Source organism: Arthrobacter sp. G119Y2 (assembly GCF_038069765.1).
Classification (GTDB): domain Bacteria; phylum Actinomycetota; class Actinomycetes; order Actinomycetales; family Micrococcaceae; genus Arthrobacter_B.
Window position 1 is genome coordinate 159,488 of sequence record NZ_JBBPFS010000002.1, and the last position, 15,411, is coordinate 174,898.

General features: G+C 66.4%; 16 protein-coding genes and 1 tRNA gene. 13 read left to right on the forward strand and 4 right to left on the reverse strand.

Annotated features, from left to right (window positions below):
* Positions 1–87 precede the first annotated feature (87 nt).
* From WKB88_RS04440 to WKB88_RS04450, 3 genes are all read right to left on the reverse strand, one after another.
* Entirely contained in the window at positions 88–327 is a 240-nt protein-coding gene (locus WKB88_RS04440) for a PspC domain-containing protein (RefSeq protein WP_341393358.1), read from the reverse strand.
* A gap of 81 nt (positions 328–408) precedes the next feature.
* On the reverse strand, positions 409–663 hold the full coding sequence (locus WKB88_RS04445; protein ID WP_341393359.1) for a hypothetical protein: 255 nt from the start codon (positions 661–663) through the stop codon (positions 409–411).
* Positions 660–2,078, reverse strand: a complete 1,419-nt coding sequence (locus tag WKB88_RS04450; protein WP_341393360.1) for a PspC domain-containing protein — start codon at positions 2,076–2,078, stop codon at positions 660–662. The genes WKB88_RS04445 and WKB88_RS04450 overlap by 4 nt, the downstream gene beginning before the upstream one ends.
* Positions 2,079–2,211: 133 nt before the next feature.
* Here WKB88_RS04450 and WKB88_RS04455 point away from each other — a divergent pair, with 133 nt between their 5' ends.
* Both WKB88_RS04455 and WKB88_RS04460 read left to right on the forward strand, forming a co-directional pair.
* On the forward strand, positions 2,212–3,537 hold the full coding sequence (locus tag WKB88_RS04455; protein WP_341393361.1) for an ATP-binding protein: 1,326 nt from the start codon (positions 2,212–2,214) through the stop codon (positions 3,535–3,537).
* Positions 3,534–4,220 carry a response regulator transcription factor gene (locus tag WKB88_RS04460; protein ID WP_341393362.1) on the forward strand — a complete coding sequence of 229 codons (687 nt, stop codon included), beginning with the start codon at positions 3,534–3,536 and terminating at the stop codon, positions 4,218–4,220. The genes WKB88_RS04455 and WKB88_RS04460 overlap by 4 nt, the downstream gene beginning before the upstream one ends.
* 54 nt (positions 4,221–4,274) lie before the next feature.
* Here the strand turns inward: WKB88_RS04460 and WKB88_RS04465 are convergent, their stop codons facing one another.
* Complete coding sequence (locus tag WKB88_RS04465) at positions 4,275–5,495, reverse strand: pyridoxal phosphate-dependent aminotransferase (protein ID WP_341393363.1); 1,221 nt, start codon at positions 5,493–5,495, stop codon at positions 4,275–4,277.
* Positions 5,496–5,793: 298 nt separating this feature from the next.
* Here WKB88_RS04465 and WKB88_RS04470 point away from each other — a divergent pair.
* The 11 genes from WKB88_RS04470 (at position 5,794) to WKB88_RS04520 (ending at position 15,382) form a co-directional block, all read left to right on the forward strand.
* Positions 5,794–5,866: transfer RNA gene (locus WKB88_RS04470), tRNA-Trp, on the forward strand.
* Positions 5,867–5,963: 97 nt separating this feature from the next.
* The gene (gene secE / locus WKB88_RS04475; RefSeq protein WP_341393364.1) at positions 5,964–6,230 is read left to right on the forward strand and encodes a preprotein translocase subunit SecE; all 267 of its coding nucleotides are present in this window, start codon (positions 5,964–5,966) and stop codon (positions 6,228–6,230) included.
* A 95-nt stretch (positions 6,231–6,325) separates the two neighbouring features.
* Complete coding sequence (nusG, locus tag WKB88_RS04480; protein ID WP_341393365.1) at positions 6,326–7,150, forward strand: transcription termination/antitermination protein NusG; 825 nt, start codon at positions 6,326–6,328, stop codon at positions 7,148–7,150.
* Positions 7,151–7,280: 130 nt separating this feature from the next.
* Entirely contained in the window at positions 7,281–7,712 is a 432-nt protein-coding gene (gene rplK, locus WKB88_RS04485; protein WP_104052758.1) for a 50S ribosomal protein L11, read from the forward strand.
* Between the two features lie 143 nt (positions 7,713–7,855).
* Entirely contained in the window at positions 7,856–8,563 is a 708-nt protein-coding gene (rplA, locus tag WKB88_RS04490; protein ID WP_152219817.1) for a 50S ribosomal protein L1, read from the forward strand.
* Between the two features lie 122 nt (positions 8,564–8,685).
* Positions 8,686–9,783: a GNAT family N-acetyltransferase gene (locus WKB88_RS04495; protein WP_341393366.1), complete on the forward strand. Its 1,098-nt coding sequence runs from the start codon at positions 8,686–8,688 to the stop codon at positions 9,781–9,783.
* 57 nt (positions 9,784–9,840) lie between these two features.
* Positions 9,841–10,566 (forward strand): FadR/GntR family transcriptional regulator, encoded by a 726-nt coding sequence (locus WKB88_RS04500; protein ID WP_341393367.1) that lies wholly within the window; start codon positions 9,841–9,843, stop codon positions 10,564–10,566.
* 75 nt (positions 10,567–10,641) lie between these two features.
* On the forward strand, positions 10,642–12,084 hold the full coding sequence (locus WKB88_RS04505; RefSeq protein WP_341393368.1) for a four-carbon acid sugar kinase family protein: 1,443 nt from the start codon (positions 10,642–10,644) through the stop codon (positions 12,082–12,084).
* Positions 12,085–12,163: 79 nt separating this feature from the next.
* The gene (locus tag WKB88_RS04510; protein WP_341393369.1) at positions 12,164–13,060 is read left to right on the forward strand and encodes an NAD(P)-dependent oxidoreductase; all 897 of its coding nucleotides are present in this window, start codon (positions 12,164–12,166) and stop codon (positions 13,058–13,060) included.
* 47 nt (positions 13,061–13,107) lie between these two features.
* A complete protein-coding gene (locus WKB88_RS04515) occupies positions 13,108–14,520 on the forward strand; it encodes a GntP family transporter (protein WP_341393370.1) in 1,413 nt (470 codons plus the stop codon).
* A 1-nt stretch (position 14,521) separates the two neighbouring features.
* Positions 14,522–15,382 carry a class II fructose-bisphosphate aldolase gene (locus WKB88_RS04520; RefSeq protein WP_341393371.1) on the forward strand — a complete coding sequence of 287 codons (861 nt, stop codon included), beginning with the start codon at positions 14,522–14,524 and terminating at the stop codon, positions 15,380–15,382.
* The last annotated feature ends 29 nt before the right edge of the window (positions 15,383–15,411 follow it).

A 15,411-nucleotide genomic window follows, 5' to 3' on the forward strand; every position in this document is an offset into this window, starting at 1 on the left:
CGCGGGCCACTGCTGGAGACATCCGGCGGCGCTGCGGGACCGGTATTGACCGCGGGTACGCGCCCGGAATCAAAGGCTGCCAAGCCCCTAGCGGTTGCCGATCCAACGTTCCAGGACAATGCTTCCGTCCGTTTTCGGAAGCAGGAGCCAGGCCGCGAGGTAGGTCCAGACGCCCACGAACGGCAGGAGAAAGCTGATCAGGACGGCGATCCGGACCACTGAGACATCCCAGCTGAACCGCTGTGCGATGCCGGCGCAGACGCCTCCCGCCCAGCCCCTGGTCCTGCGGATGGGTGAGGAACGCAGAATGCTGAAAAATCGGTTCATGGTTTTAGCTTGCCTCTTCGGTGTCGGGTTGGAGGGCGGTTCCGCCCGGGGTGAAACATTGTTCGGTGACTCGGCCTGTGCTCAGGTGCGTTTCCGGTCCCGTCCGCCCAGGGCGGCAACTGCGCCTCCGATGAGCAGAGCAGCGCCGGTGCCGAGCGTCAGGCCGAGCAGGACGACGAGCGGATCAAACGCTATGTCGGTCAGCTGCCAGACCAGGATCAGGACACCGGCCGCGGCGAGGAGCAGGCCCCACACGATGGTGCTGGTCCTGGCCGGCCGGCGTTCATCATCATCAACGGGATCGAAGCGGGCATCGGATGAGGGTGAAGTGTTCATCGTTCGAGGTCGCTTTCATTCACGGTCACCAGCACGTTGCTGGCGAAGCCCTTCACATGCACCACCAGCGGATCGCCGTCCGTGCCGTTGAGTTCCCGGTCCGACGAGCGCCACAGGCTGCCGGACTCGGTGACGGTGTCGCCGTCGTCGATGATCACATTGCCGGCCAGCATGTCGGTGCGGACCAGGACGGGAACGTCATCGGGCACCAGAATGGTGAGGTCGCTGGCAGCCACGCTCACCGGCACTTCCGCGGAAGACCGGTCCTCCCGAGAGAAATACCGAAGATCAAGTTCCCCGTCCACCGCTGCCAGTGCATAACCGCCGGTAGCCTGCCGGGAGTCATCCGGTGCCCAGTTCGCCTGATGGGCGACGGCGAGGTTGGAGTAGCTGCCGATACCTGTGCCCGTGACTGCCGCGGATACAACAAGGGCCGCTGCCGTCAGCCCCAGGACGCCGGAGGAGCGGCCCGCGGCCCCAAGCACCACGATGGCCAGGCCGTTGACCACCGCAGCTGCAGCCAGGGCCACGGCGACCGGGGCCTGGGGACTGATCAGGGAGACGTAGTCCAGGGTCAGGACCGTGCCGAGGGTGAGCAGGACGGCGCCCAGAACGAGGGCAATCCCGGCACCGCCGGGAGTGGTCCGCGGGCGGACGGCGGCGGGAGGCTGGGTGCGAGGGGACGGTGTCCCGAAAGCAGCCGGTGGGCGGGCCGCGGGATAGGTGTCAGCCTGCGGGGACTGGGGGTAACCGGGCGCTGCCGGGGTGCTGAAGGAACGGAGGGGGTCGCCGGGCTCGCCCCTGCCTTCCGCGGCTGCGGCGCCGGGTTGTCCTGTGTTTCCGTGCCCGGAACGGGTGACCAGCCAGTAGATCAGCAGACCGGCGCCACCCACCCAGAAGAGTGTCCAGAACAGGCCGCCAAGCAGGCCATCGTCCGCCCAGAAGATGCTTGGGCTGCCGGCGCCCAAAATGCAGGCGACCAGGGCGCCGGTGGTACCGGAGGTCCAGGTGCCGTGCAGTGCCTCCTCCGCATGGATGCGCCCGTCGGGCTCGGGCAGGAAGGCCCAGGCCAGCCCGTACAGCAGCAGTCCGACGCCGAACAGGGCCAGGACTACAAACAGTCCGCGCACCAGGACGGGGTCAAGGCCCATGCGGGCGGCGAGGCCGGAGCAGACGCCCCCGGCCCAGCGGTCGGTGCCGCGGACAATGCCCAGGGACCGGAGCCAGGAAAAGAAACCGTTGGGGCCCTGCTCCGGCCCGGCTTCCGGTATCCGGTGGGAGCCGGCGGCCCGCGGGGGCAGGGGGCGGGTGGGTGCGCCGTTCGCCGGGAGCGGTTCGGTGGCTTCGCCGGCTGCCTCGGCGGGAGGCCGGCGGTCTTCTCCGGCCGGGCCGGAATCTGCTGGGTGCGGGGTCATATTTCCATTCTGTCCGCCAATCGGCGCGAAAGGATCGGGGACTTCCCTGAGCGGACCCTGAGTGAGCCCTGAAAAGAGGCCCGGGGCCCGCTGCCGGCCGTCGCGGACAGCCGGAACGTGCTTGGATAAGTGCATGAAGGCACCACTGCTCCGACCTGACGACCGCCTGGTTGCGGGCGTCTGTTCCGGCCTCGCCGGGCACCTGGGCTGGTCCGTCAATCTCATCCGCGCGGTGATGGTGCTGCTGGCCGCATCGGGCGGCGCCGGTCTGGTGCTCTACGCCTGGCTGTGGGTCCTGGTGCCCACGGCAGCGGAGGCCGCGGAGGGCGCCGGCTCAGAGCGCAACCCCCGCAGTGTCGCGCAGAACTTTGCCGCCCACCTCGCCGGCGCTTCCGCTTCCGAAACCCGGGCTTCCACTTCCGGTCGCCCCGCTTCCACTCAAGGCTGGATCGGAGCCGCTGCCGGCCGGGACGTCCTGGCTGGACTGGCGCTGCTCGCTGTTGCCGCCGTCGTCATTGCCCAGCGGTTCGGCGCCGACGTGAACTGGCAGATCCTTTTCCCGCTCGGCGCAATTGTTGCCGGCGCCGTTCTGGCCTGGTCCCAGCTCGACGATGCCCGCCGGGCCGGACTCATCAGCCGCGCCGGCGCGGACCGGCGGACCGGAGTCCTGCGGCTGGCGGCAGGACTGCTGCTTGTCATTGTCGGAGTGCTCCTCATGGTCTCCGGAGCCTTCAGCTGGGACGTCCTGATCGCGGGGCTGTTGGCGGCGACGGCTGTCCTGGGCGGTGTCGCACTGGTTTTCGCTCCCTGGGCCGTGAAGTACTGGCGTGAGCTGGAAACGGAAAGAGCCGGACGGATCAGGGAACGCGAACGCGCTGAAATTGCGGCACACCTGCACGACTCCGTCCTGCAGACCCTGGCGCTGATCCAAAACCGTGCCGGCTCCGAACAGGACGTTGTCCGGCTGGCCCGGGCACAGGAACGCGAGCTGCGGCGCTGGCTGTACGCCGATGAAGACCCGAGGGCGCCGGGTCGGCTTTCCGATGCCGTCACCGTAGCCGCAGCGCAGGTCGAGGACGAATACGGACATCCCGTGGAGGTGGTGGCAGTGGGAAACGCGCCGCTGGATGCAGCCACGGAAGCCCTGGTCCAAGCCGCGCGGGCGGCGCTCGTGAACGCCGCCCAGCACGCCGGCGGACCTGTCTCGGTCTATCTGGAATGCACTGCGGAACGTGCGGAGGTCTTCATCCGCGACCGGGGACCCGGGTTCGACCCGGAGTCAGTACCGCCGGACCGGCTCGGCGTGCGGGAATCGATCGTGGGCCGCATGCGGCGCAACGGCGGCACCGCAGCCATCCGCAGCGGGCCGGACGGGACCGAAGTGCGGCTGTCCCTGCCGCTTTCCCGTCCGGACCCGGAGGCGGACACCCATACCAACCATGCATCGGAGCACCAATGAGCAGCGCCATCAACGGCGGCACCTCCGTCAACACCAGCAGTTCCATCAATGTGGTGGTTGTTGACGACCACGCCATCTTCCGGTCCGGTCTGAAAGCGGACCTGGACGGCAGGCTGCGGGTGGTCGCCGAAGCGGACACCGTGGAATCTGCCGTGGCCGCCATCCGGGCGCACCGCCCCGCCGTCGTCCTCCTGGACGTGCACCTGCCCGGCGGGGTGGGCGGCGGCGGAGCCGAAGTCATTGCCGGCTGCCGCGACCTGCTGGGCAGCACCCGCTTTCTGGCGCTCAGCGTCTCGGATTCGGCGGAAGACGTGGTGACCGTGATTCGCGCCGGCGCCCGCGGCTACGTCACCAAGACCATTTCCGGAGCGGAGATCTCCGACGCCGTGGTGCGGGTCGCGGGCGGCGATGCGGTGTTTTCCCCGCGGCTGGCCGGATTTGTCCTGGACGCGTTCGGCACGGGCACCGTGGCGGCTGTCGACGATGAACTGGACCGGCTCTCGGCCCGGGAACTTGAAGTGATGCGGCTGATCGCCCGCGGTTACAGCTACAAGGAAGTGGCCCGGGAGCTCTTTATTTCCGTGAAGACCGTTGAAACCCATGTCTCCGCGGTACTGCGCAAGCTGCAGCTCTCCAACCGGCATGAGCTCACCCGGTGGGCCGCGGACCGCCGGCTGCTCTAACCCGGCCGGGGGCAGGGCGAGCAGCCGCGCAGTCTCGGCAGCGGAGCGGTGGACCTACTGTGCGCGGCCGAGGAAGTCCTGCAGCCGGCCCATGCCTTCGGCGAGGTCCTCGTCACCGAGCGCGTAGGAGAGGCGGAGGTAGCCGGAGGGGCCGAAAGCTTCTCCGGGGACCACCGCCACTTCCACCGTCTCCAGGATCACGGCGGCCAGCTCCGCCGAGGTCTGCGGCCGGACCGGCCCTTCGCTCCCCGGGAATTCCCTGCCCAGCAGGCCGCGGACGTCCGCGTAGGCGTAGAAGGCGCCCTCGGGCATGGGGCATTCCACGCCGTCAATGGAGTTCAGCGCGGACACCATGGCACGGCGGCGGCGGTCAAAAGCAGTCTTCATCTCGTCGACGGCGGTCAGCGGTCCCGAGACGGCAGCCAGGGCGGCCATCTGCGAGACGTTGGCAACGTTGGAGGACAGGTGCGACTGCAGGTTGGTGGCCGCCTTGATGACGTCGGGGGCCGCGATCATCCAGCCCACGCGCCAGCCGGTCATGGCGTAGGTCTTGGCGACGCCGTTGAGCACCACCACCTTGTTCCCCAGCTCGGGAGCCGCGGCGGCGATCGACGTGGACTTCACGCCGTCGTACGTCAGGTGCTCGTAAATCTCGTCGGTGACCACCCACAGCCCCCGGTCAGCAGCCCAGCGGCCGATGGCGGCAACCTCGTCGGCGGGGTAGACGGCGCCCGTGGGGTTGGACGGGGAGCAGAAGAGCAGCAGCTTGGTCCTGTCGGTGCGCGCGGCCTCGAGCTGGTCCACGGTGACCATGTACCCCTGCTCGGGGCCGGCAAAAACCTCGACAGGCACGCCGCCGGCGAGCCGGATGGCCTCCGGATACGTGGTCCAGTAGGGAGCCGGCAGCAGGACCTCGTCGCCGGGATTCAGCAGGGTCGCGAACGCCTCATACACGGCCTGCTTGCCGCCGTTGGTCACCAGGACCTGAGCCGGTTCCACTGCGTAGCCCGAGTCGCGCAGGGTCTTCTCCGCGATGGCCTTTTTCAGCTCCGGCAGGCCGCCCGCGGGGGAGTACCGGTGAAAACGGGGGTTGCGTGCAGCCTCCACCGCGGCGTCGACAATGTACTCCGGCGTGGGGAAATCCGGTTCACCGGCGCCGAAACCGATCACGGGCCGGCCGGCGGCCTTGAGGGCCTTCGCTTTGGCGTCTACAGCAAGTGTGGCGGATTCTGCGATGGAGGCGATGCGCTCAGAGATTCGGCCGGTGGAAGGCATGACGTTCCCGTCTGTGGTTGCGGTGCGGTGGTCCACCCCAGTTTAGGTGCAGGCACCGGCTCCCGCCGTTTCTTATGACGGGGGCGGCTCCTTACGGCGGGGACGACGCCGCGCAGCCCCCGATCCGGTGTCCGGAACAGCGCGCTGCCGTCCCCCTTGACGGTGCCGAAAAGCCCCGGTTCGACGGAACCGCAAACTTTGAGTAGACTAGACCTTCGGTGTTGAAGTCTCGACACTGGTCTGTGCCTGTCGCCGGTTCGCTGACGAGGGGCATTACCGGTAGAGTGGTTTCCTCCATAGGGTAGTGGCGCAATTGGTAGCGCAGCGGTCTCCAAAACCGCAGGTTGCAGGTTCGAGTCCTGTCTGCCCTGCGCACGGCTGTCATCACGACAGCTCAGCAGTCCTTCATGAAGCAGCAGTCCCAGCACGCGCTGCGGCTGTGAACCTAACAGATGAGTGAGGCGAAAGGTGACCGAGACAGCTGCCAGCAGCTCCAAGGGACACCCCTCCAGCGGGCCGAAGAAGCGCGGCTTTTTCGCGGCCATTGCGCTCTTCCTTCGTCAGGTTATTGCTGAACTGAAGAAGGTGGTCACACCCACCCGCAAGGAACTGCTGAGATACACCATCGTGGTTCTGGCCTTTGTGGTCGTGATGATCGTTATCGTGACAGTTCTGGATTTTGTCTTTGGTGCGGGAGCACTGTGGATCTTCGGTGAAGGTAGCGGCGAGAGCTAGCGCCCTGCCTGTGTTCCGCCCCAAGGGCAGGAACCGCAGGCCTTTGAGCTAGTGACAAACCCCATAGAGCTCTGAAGAAGAAAGCAGGAATCTACGTGTCCGAGCAAGAACTCGAATCACAGATCAATGACGAAACCGCTGATCTGGATACCGAGGATGAAACGACCGCAGCAGACGGCGCCCAGGCGCCCGCTGAGGACGGTGTGCCGGCAGAAGATGCCGACGCCGACGAGGCCGTGAACTCTGATTCCGCAGACTCCGATGACTCAGCCTCCGGCGAGTCCGCCGCCGACGATTCCGAAGGCTCCGAAGAGCCCGAGGAAGACCCGGCCGAGGCCTTCAAGGCCAAGCTGCGCCGCCAGGAGGGTGACTGGTACGTCATCCACTCCTACGCAGGTTACGAAAACCGCGTGAAGGCCAACCTCGAGACCCGCATCCAGACCCTGGACATGGAAGAGAACATCTTCGAAATCCAGGTTCCGATGGAAGAAGTCGTCGAGATCAAGAACACCACGCGCAAGATCGTCAACCGGGTGCGCATTCCCGGCTACGTCCTGGTGCGCATGGAACTGACGGATGCATCCTGGGGCGTTGTCCGGCACACCCCCGGCGTCACGGGCTTCGTGGGCAACGCCCACAACCCGGTGCCGCTGAGCCTCAAAGAGGTTTACTCCATGCTCGAGCACACCGTGGTTGCGCCGAAGATCGAAGCCGGCAAGCCCGCGCAGGAGTCCTCGAACTACGCAGTGGACTTCGAGGTCGGCGAGCCCGTAACGGTCAACGAAGGCCCGTTCGAGACGCTCCAGGCCACGATCTCCGAGATCAAGCCCGAGTCCCAGCAGCTGGTGGTCCTCGTGACGATCTTCGAGCGCGAGACTCCGGTGACCCTTGGCTTCGGCCAGGTCACCAAGCTGCAGTAGCACAAAAGACTTCGTTGTCTGCAGGTCCGCTTTACCCTGCCGGCAGCGTCCGGCCGCCACGCCATGGCGGCCACCAACCCGGACGGACGCTCCTGTTCCCCGGGAACATAATTTAGAGAAGGACCCTTTCATGGCCCCCAAGAAAAAGGTCACCGGCCTCATCAAGCTGCAGATCAACGCAGGTGCCGCCAACCCGGCTCCTCCGATTGGTCCGGCACTTGGCCAGCACGGTGTCAACATCATGGAATTCTGCAAGGCGTACAACGCTGCAACCGAATCCCAGCGCGGCAACGTCATCCCCGTGGAGATCACGGTCTACGAAGACCGTTCCTTCACCTTCATCACCAAGACCCCTCCGGCTGCCCAGCTGATTAAGAAGGCTGCCGGCGTCGCCAAGGGTTCCGCAACCCCGCACACCGCCAAGGTTGCCAACCTGACGCAGGCCCAGGTCGAAGAGATCGCCACCATGAAGATGGAAGACCTCAACGCCAATGACGTGAAGGCTGCCGCCAAGATCATCGCCGGCACCGCCCGCTCCATGGGCATCACTGTAGAAGGCTAATTAGCCTTCACCCCGTGACGCGGGTTCGCCTGCGGAACAAACATTTACACTCATAAAAAGCCGTTCGTGCCAACAGGTGCGACGGCGTGTGGCAGGGCCGAGCGCGGTCCGACAGACCACAACTGCACAAGGAGAAAAAGCAGATGGCAAAGCGCAGCAAAGCATATGAAGCAGCTGTAGCCAAGATCGATGCGGACAAGCTGTACGCACCGGTTGAGGCTGTAGAGCTGGCGAAGGAAACCAACCCCTCCAAGTTCGATGCGACCGTTGAGGTTGCATTCCGTTTGGGCGTCGATCCCCGTAAGGCTGACCAGATGGTCCGCGGCACGGTCAACCTGCCCCACGGTACGGGTAAGACCGCACGCGTCCTGGTTTTCGCAACCGGTGAGAAGGCAGAGCAGGCTATTGCAGCCGGCGCTGACTTCGTTGGTTCCGACGACATGATCGAAAAGGTTGCAGCAGGCTGGACCGACTTCGACGCCGCCGTCGCCACCCCCGACATGATGGGCAAGGTCGGCCGCCTGGGCCGTGTCCTGGGCCCGCGTAACCTGATGCCGAACCCGAAGACCGGTACGGTTACCCCGAACGTCGCCAAGGCTGTCACCGACATCAAGGGCGGAAAGATCGACTTCCGCGTCGACAAGCACTCCAACCTGCACTTCATCATCGGCAAGGTGTCCTTCGACCAGCAGAAGCTGGCCGAGAACTACGCTGCAGCCCTCGAAGAAGTTCTGCGCCTGAAGCCGTCCGCTTCCAAGGGACGCTACATCCAGAAGGCCACCGTCTCCACGACGTTCGGCCCGGGCATCTCCGTTGACCCGGCCGTCACCAAGGTTCTCGCCGACGCGTAATTGGCTTTAGGGCCGCACCGGCTCCAGGGACGCCCGCCGTCCCGAATCCGCTCAAGGCGGCCGCAGCTTATGCTGCGGCCGCCTTTTGCGTATCCGCAGACACTTCCGGCAGGATGTGAGCCATGACTCAAACATCCGTCGTGATCGCTCCGCTGGCCATCCCCGCAACACTCGATGCCGCGGACCCCGCCGCGGCGGACTTTATCGCCGCAGGCCGGCTGCTCAATGATCACATGCTTGAGTTGTGGGGGAACTCTGACTTCCATGACACCCCGGAAACCCAATTGGCCGGCTGCCGCCCCACCCCCGTGAGACGGCGGGTGCTGCTGGCTGCACGGGACGGCGACGAAATCCTGGGGCTGGCCACCCTGGGCCTGCCGCTGGCGGACAACACGCATTCGGCCTACGTCAATGTGGTGGTCGCACCGCACGCGCGCCGCACCGGACTGGGGTCGCGCCTCTATGCCGCTGCCGAGCAGGCCGCCGCCGCCGGCGGAAGAACAACGCTTCTGGGCGAAACCGAGCATCCGGCGCAGCCGGAACAGCACACCGGTGCCATCGCCCCGAAAAGCGGCACGGGCACCATCCCAGCAGACGCCGCTGCGGCGTTCGCCGCAGCGGCCGGCTTCACCCTGGAGCAGGTGGAACGCATCAGTCTGCTGAACCTGGTGGATGCGTCCGTCGGCCGGGAGGCGCTTGACGACGCCGCAGCCGCTGCGGGAAGCGACTACGAACTCGTCTTCTGGCGCGGTCCCTGCCCCGATCAGCTGGTGGATTCTTATGCGGTGCTGAGGCAGAAAATGAGCACCGACGCACCGATGGCAGGCCTGGACCTCGAAGAGGAACACTGGGACGCCGCACGGATCCGGGAAGATGAACGGAAGGCGCGGGACATGGACGCGGAGGTCCTCGTCAGCGCCGTCAGGCACCGCCCCACCGGACACCTTGCCGGGCACACGCTCCTGATGGTGTTCAACGCCAACCCCGCCGTCGCGTTTCAGGACGACACCCTGGTGCTCCGCGAGCACCGCGGACACCGGCTGGGCATGCTGCTCAAGACGGCGAACCTGATCCGCCTGGGGCGGGAGCTGCCCCAAGCCGCCCGTATCTGGACCTGGAATGCTGCCGAGAACGACTACATGCTGGCCATCAACGACCAGCTCGGTTTTGAGCCCGTGGGTTATTCGGGCGAATGGCAGAAGCTGCGGCCTGCCCGGTGACGCGTCCTTGGTAAGCTCGTCGTCTGACATCAGACCGAATGTTTACCGAGAGGCATCATGATGCGCAAGACCTTGGTGGACACTGTCGCCGACCTGCTGCTGGACCGGATCATTGCGGGGGAGATCCGGCCTGGCTCGGCCCTGCCCTCCGAAGCGGACATCGCGGCGGAGTCCAGCGTCAGCCGGCTGACGGTCCGGGAAGCGCTGAAGGCGCTCCGGGCGCAGAACGTGGTCAGTGTCCAGCGCGGGCGCGGCACCTACGTCAACGCGCCCGAAGAATGGACCTCCCTTGATGCCATGATCCGTGCGGCCGCCTTCGGCAAGGGGCGGAACAACACCTCGATCCAGCTCCTCGAGGTGCGTAGGATGATTGAAACCGGTGCCGCGGCCCTCGCCGCAGTGCGCCACACCGAGGACGACCTCTCGCAGCTGCGGGTTCATCTGGAACGGATGGTCCAGGCGTCGCAGGCGGGCGACGTCGACCGGTTTGTCGCTGCCGATATCGCCTTCCACGACGTGATCCTCAGGGCTTCGGGGAACATCCTGGTGCCGGCCATGTATCTCCCGCTGGGCCGCCTGCTCAGCGCAGGCCGCAGGGAAACTTCAGCCGTGCCCGAGATCCAGGAACACGCCATCCTGATGCACCGCGCCATCTGCGATGCGCTGGCTTCCGGCAACGCCGAGGATGCCCGGGTGGCCATGGACAACCACATGGACCAGACCCACGTTGATTTGGTGCACTACGTGCTCGACGACGACGCCGTGGCCCCGGCCGCTCCGTAGGACCAGGCACCTGCCTTGTATTTTTCGACACACTTATGAGTAAGATGTCTGACATCTGACTACATAGGAGTTTTCATGGAAGATCTGGACACGCTGCTCGCGGGCTACCCGGCAGCCGTGCAGGTGCCGGCAGCCGACGTGGCAGCCGGAACAGCCGGCAGCGTTTTTGTTGTCCTCGACGATGACCCCACCGGCACCCAGTCCGTAGCCGGGCTGCCCGTCCTGACATCGTGGGAGACGTCCGATTTTGAATGGGCCTTCAACACCGGCAGCCCGGCCCTCTACGTGCTGACGAATTCCCGCAGCCTTTCGGAGCAGGATGCTGCGCGGATCAACCGCGAAATTGTCGCAGGAGCGCTTGCCGCGGCAACGGGCCGGGACATCCGCCTCTCCTTCGTTTCCCGCAGCGATTCCACCCTCCGCGGCCATTTCCCGCTGGAGACGGACGTCCTGGGCGAAGCGCTCGTCGCAGCCGGGTTCCCGGCGCCCGATGCCGTGATCATGGTTCCCGCCTTCCCGGAAGCAAACCGGATAACCCTTGGTTCGGTGCACTACATGCGCAGTGCCGGGGAGCTCCAGTCGGTCTCCGAAACGGAGTTCGCCCGTGACGCAACCTTTGGCTACGCCAACTCCAACCTCAGGAACTACGTCGAGGAAAAAACCCGGGGCCGCGTTGCCGCAGCCGACGTCGTACCCCTGACCCTCGACGTCATCCGCAGCGGACCGGCAGCCGTTGCCGCAGTCCTCGCCACGGTGACCGGCGGCACCCCTGTGGTGGCAGACGCGGTGACCGAAGACGACCTGCGCCTGCTGGCGCTGGGACTGCAGCAGGCAGAAGCCGCCGGCCGGCGCTTCCTGTACCGGGTGGGCCCTCCGTTTGTCCGGGCTGCCATCGGCCAGGAGCAGCATGCTCCCCTCACGGCAAATGACATCTACGGGCAGCAGGAGGAACCGCAAAACGGTGCGGAAAGCCGTTCCCGTGGTGGAGGCCTGATTGTTGTCGGTTCCCACGTTGGCCTGACCACTCGGCAGCTCAACCACCTGCAGGACACCCGGCCGCCGGCCTTCACCGCCGAAATCAATGTCGAACTTATCCTGGACGACACGGCGCGGGCCGCACACCTTTCGGACGTGGCTGACGCGGTGGCTTTGGCGCTGACGAACGGCGACGTCGTCCTGCACACCAGCCGGATGCTGGTCACAGCGGGGACGGGGGACGAGTCGCTGGACATTTCCCGTCGTGTGTCAGCCGCCGTCGTGGATGTTGTCCGCCGTGTCCTTGCCGCCAACCCACCCCGGTTCGTCATTGCCAAGGGCGGCATCACCTCCTCCGACGTGGCAGCCAAAGGCCTCCAGATCCGCCGCGCCATTGTCCGCGGTCCCATGCTGCCGGGCATCGTGTCGCTTTGGGAACCCGTGGACGGGCCGGCGCAGGGCATCCCGTACGTGGTCTTCGCGGGCAACGTCGGCGACGATTCCTCGCTGGCCGCCGTCGTGGAAACCCTGTCCGAGTCCTGATACAAGCCCTTGCCCGCGCTGCCCGCCCGGCCCGGCTGCACACACACCGCCTCACAGCACAGATCAAAGGATCAAACCGATGAACGCATCTTCCGATTACACAGTCGCCGTCCTGGGCCTCGGGGCCATGGGACTGCCCATGGCTACCCGCCTGGCCACGAGCCTGCAGGTGAACGGCTTCGACATCGCCGACGCCCGCCTCCAACTGGCGGGCGCCGCCGGCATCCGCACCTTCACCTCCGGAGCGGAGGCGGCTGCCGGAGCTGATGCGGTGCTGCTGGCCGTCCGCAACGGCGCCCAGCTCAACGACGTCCTCTTCGGCGAAAACGGGATCGCCGGTGCCCTGAAGCCGGGCGCCGTCGTCATCCTGACCTCCACCGTGGGCGTCGCCGCAGTCACCGAAGTGGCCGAAAAGCTGGCGGAGCTCAGCGTCGACCTCGTAGATGCCCCGTTGTCCGGCGGCCCGGTCCGGGCGGGAACGGGCGATCTGCTGATCGTGGTTGGAGCATCCGAAGCCGCCCGGGACCGCGCCCAGCCCGTGCTGGACCTGCTGGCATCGACGCTGAGCGTTGTCGGCGACAAGGCCGGCGACGGCCAGGCGCTGAAGACCGTGAACCAGTTGCTTTGCGGAGTGCACATTGCCGCCGCTGCCGAGGCGCTGGCCCTGGCGAAGTCTCTGGGACTGGACGAGGCAAAGACGCTGGATGCCCTGCAGGCCGGCGCCGCTGCGTCCTTCATGCTGGGCAACCGCGGCCCGCGCATGCTCGAGGCTTACGAGGAAGGCGGCGCTGAAGTCCTCAGCCGCCTGGACATCTTCGTCAAGGACATGGGAATCGTCACCAAGGCGGCCCGCGAGGTGGCCCTGCCGACACCGGTGGCCTCAGCCGCCGAACAGCTCTACCTGCTGGGCCAAGCGGCCGGCCTGGGCGCCGCGGACGATTCCGCGGTCATCAAGGTTTTGGCCCCCGAAAACTAACCACCCCCACCTGCAGTACCTTTCATCCCTGTCAAAGGAGACACACAATGAGCGCACTGACGCTCCTGATCATCGCTGTGGCCGGCGTCGCCGTGCTGCTGCTGGCCGTGATCAAGTTCAAGATCCCGGCCTTCCTGGCCCTGCTGACCGTCAGTGTGCTGGTGGCGGTTGCCGCCGGCATACCGCTGAACGAGGTTGTGGCAGCCGTCCAGGCAGGCATGGGCGGCACCCTGGGTTCCGTTGCCATCCTGGTTGGCCTGGGCGCCATGCTCGGGAAAATGATCGAGCTGTCCGGAGGAGCCGAGGCCCTGGCCGGGAAGTTCACGAAGATCCTGGGCCCCAAGAGGGTGACGGCGGCGCTGACCGGTGCTGCGTTCCTGCTGGCCATTCCTGTCTTCTTTGACGTCGGATTCATCATCCTGGTGCCGATCATCTATGGCTTCGCCAAGGCCGCGGGGGTCAACCCGCTCAAGGTCGGCCTGCCCGTGGCGGCCATCATGCTCGCAATCCATGTCGTGGTTCCGCCGCATCCCGGCATCGTGGGCGGGGCCGGGGTCATCGGCGCCGACATCGGCTGGATCACCATCCTTGCTCTTTCGGTGTGCGCCGTGCTCGCCTTCCCGGCCTACTTCGTCGCCCAGTGGATGAACCGCCGGGACTACCCGATGCTGGCCGCCACCGCCGAACAGTTCCGCCTCTTCGGCAGCGGAAAGTCCGATGTGGAGGTTGAATCCGGTGCCGGCGGCACCGCCGTCAAGACGTCCGTGCAGGCGCCGCCGTCCCCGGCGATGATTATCACCCTCATTGTCCTGCCCATCCTCATGATCATGACGGGCACCGTCAGCGCAGTCGTCCTGCCCGAGGACGCAGCGGCAATGCCGGTCCTGAGTCTCATCGGCTCACCCGTGATCGCCCTGCTGGTGACGGTTTTCCTGGCGTTCTTCTTCCTCGGCATCCGGCGGGGCTGGAGCTCGGCGACCACCGGCGAAGTGATGGATGCCGCGCTGGCGCCCACCGCCATCGTCATTCTGGTGACGGGTGCCGGAGGCGCCTTCGGCAAGGTGCTGACCGAATCAGGCATCGGCACCGCACTGGCCGACACGCTGTCGTCGGCCGGCCTGCCCATCCTGCTCATGGCCTATGTGCTGGCCGCAGTGCTGCGTGCTGCACAGGGTTCCGCAACCGTGGCCATCGTGACCACCGCGGGCCTGCTGGCCGCGTCGGTATCCGGCGGCGACTTCTCCGCCCTGCAGATGGCGCTCATCACCATGGCCGTTGGGTTCGGCGCGTTTGGCTTCTCGCATGTCAACGACTCCGGATTCTGGATCGTGACGCGGTACCTCGGCCTCTCGGTGGCGGACGGACTGAAGACCTGGACTGTCCTGACCACCCTCCTGGGCATCTGCGGCTTCCTTCTGACCTGCGGCCTGTGGCTCGTCCTCAGCCCGCTGGCAGGCTGACATGAGAGTCAGACTGGACGAAGTTGTAGCGGAGCGGCTGGCAGCCGGCGCGGCCATCCCCGCGTTCACCTGCTACGACTTCACCACCGCAATGGCAGTGGTGTCCGCCGCAGAGGAGGCCCGGCTGCCCGCCATCCTGCTGGTGGCACCGAAGACCGCAGCCGGACCCGGAGGACTCCGGCTCATCCGGGCACTTCGGGTGCTGGCTGATGACGCCGAGGTGCCGGTTGTGGTCCAGCTGGACCACGCGCCCGACGCCGGGCTCATCCAGGCCGCCGCAGCGGCCGGAGCTGACGCCGTCCTCGCTGACGGATCACGGCTGCACCCGGAGCGCAACGCCGAATTCGTGGCGTTGATTGCTTCCCTGCTCGCTGGGTCCGGCGTCGTGCTCGAAGCCGAACTGGGTGCCCTCGGTGGCGACGAAGACGATTCACGCGGCGCCGGGGAGCACGATCCGGCGTCCGGAATGACAGACCCCGCAGCGGTTGCCGGGTTCCTCGAGGCTTCCACCGCGGATCTCCTGGCAGTCGCCGTGGGCAACGTTCACGGCAACTATTCCGGGGAGCCGAAACTCGACTGGGACCGCATATCCCGGATCCGGGCCGCGGCCGGGACCGTGCCGCTGGTCCTTCACGGCGCCTCGGGCCTGCCGCCGGCAGACCTGGAACGGGCACCGTCCGCGGGGATCGGCAAGGTCAACATCAACACCGAGCTGCGCACCGCAACCCTTGACGCCTTGGCTGACGCGCTGCCGGAGGCGAGGAGTTCAGGCGCCAATATGATCTCCCTGATGCAAGTGTGGTCCCGCACCGCCGGTGCCACGGCGGCCCAAACCCTGAATCTGCTCAGCCCCGCGGGCTGACCTGAAGCCGGGTCAAATCCAGCAAGCCT

Coding starts and splice junctions, on each gene's coding strand:
- WKB88_RS04515 (WP_341393370.1), top strand. CDS start 13,108: ATGAGCGCACTGACGCTCCTGATCATCGCTGTGGCCGGCGTCGCCGTG.
- WKB88_RS04520 (WP_341393371.1), top strand. CDS start 14,522: ATGAGAGTCAGACTGGACGAAGTTGTAGCGGAGCGGCTGGCAGCCGGC.
- WKB88_RS04445 (WP_341393359.1), bottom strand. CDS start 663: ATGAACACTTCACCCTCATCCGATGCCCGCTTCGATCCCGTTGATGAT.
- WKB88_RS04460 (WP_341393362.1), top strand. CDS start 3,534: ATGAGCAGCGCCATCAACGGCGGCACCTCCGTCAACACCAGCAGTTCC.
- WKB88_RS04465 (WP_341393363.1), bottom strand. CDS start 5,495: ATGCCTTCCACCGGCCGAATCTCTGAGCGCATCGCCTCCATCGCAGAA.
- WKB88_RS04495 (WP_341393366.1), top strand. CDS start 8,686: ATGACTCAAACATCCGTCGTGATCGCTCCGCTGGCCATCCCCGCAACA.
- WKB88_RS04450 (WP_341393360.1), bottom strand. CDS start 2,078: ATGACCCCGCACCCAGCAGATTCCGGCCCGGCCGGAGAAGACCGCCGG.
- rplK (WP_104052758.1), top strand. CDS start 7,281: ATGGCCCCCAAGAAAAAGGTCACCGGCCTCATCAAGCTGCAGATCAAC.
- rplA (WP_152219817.1), top strand. CDS start 7,856: ATGGCAAAGCGCAGCAAAGCATATGAAGCAGCTGTAGCCAAGATCGAT.
- WKB88_RS04510 (WP_341393369.1), top strand. CDS start 12,164: ATGAACGCATCTTCCGATTACACAGTCGCCGTCCTGGGCCTCGGGGCC.
- WKB88_RS04500 (WP_341393367.1), top strand. CDS start 9,841: ATGATGCGCAAGACCTTGGTGGACACTGTCGCCGACCTGCTGCTGGAC.
- WKB88_RS04505 (WP_341393368.1), top strand. CDS start 10,642: ATGGAAGATCTGGACACGCTGCTCGCGGGCTACCCGGCAGCCGTGCAG.
- WKB88_RS04455 (WP_341393361.1), top strand. CDS start 2,212: ATGAAGGCACCACTGCTCCGACCTGACGACCGCCTGGTTGCGGGCGTC.
- WKB88_RS04440 (WP_341393358.1), bottom strand. CDS start 327: ATGAACCGATTTTTCAGCATTCTGCGTTCCTCACCCATCCGCAGGACC.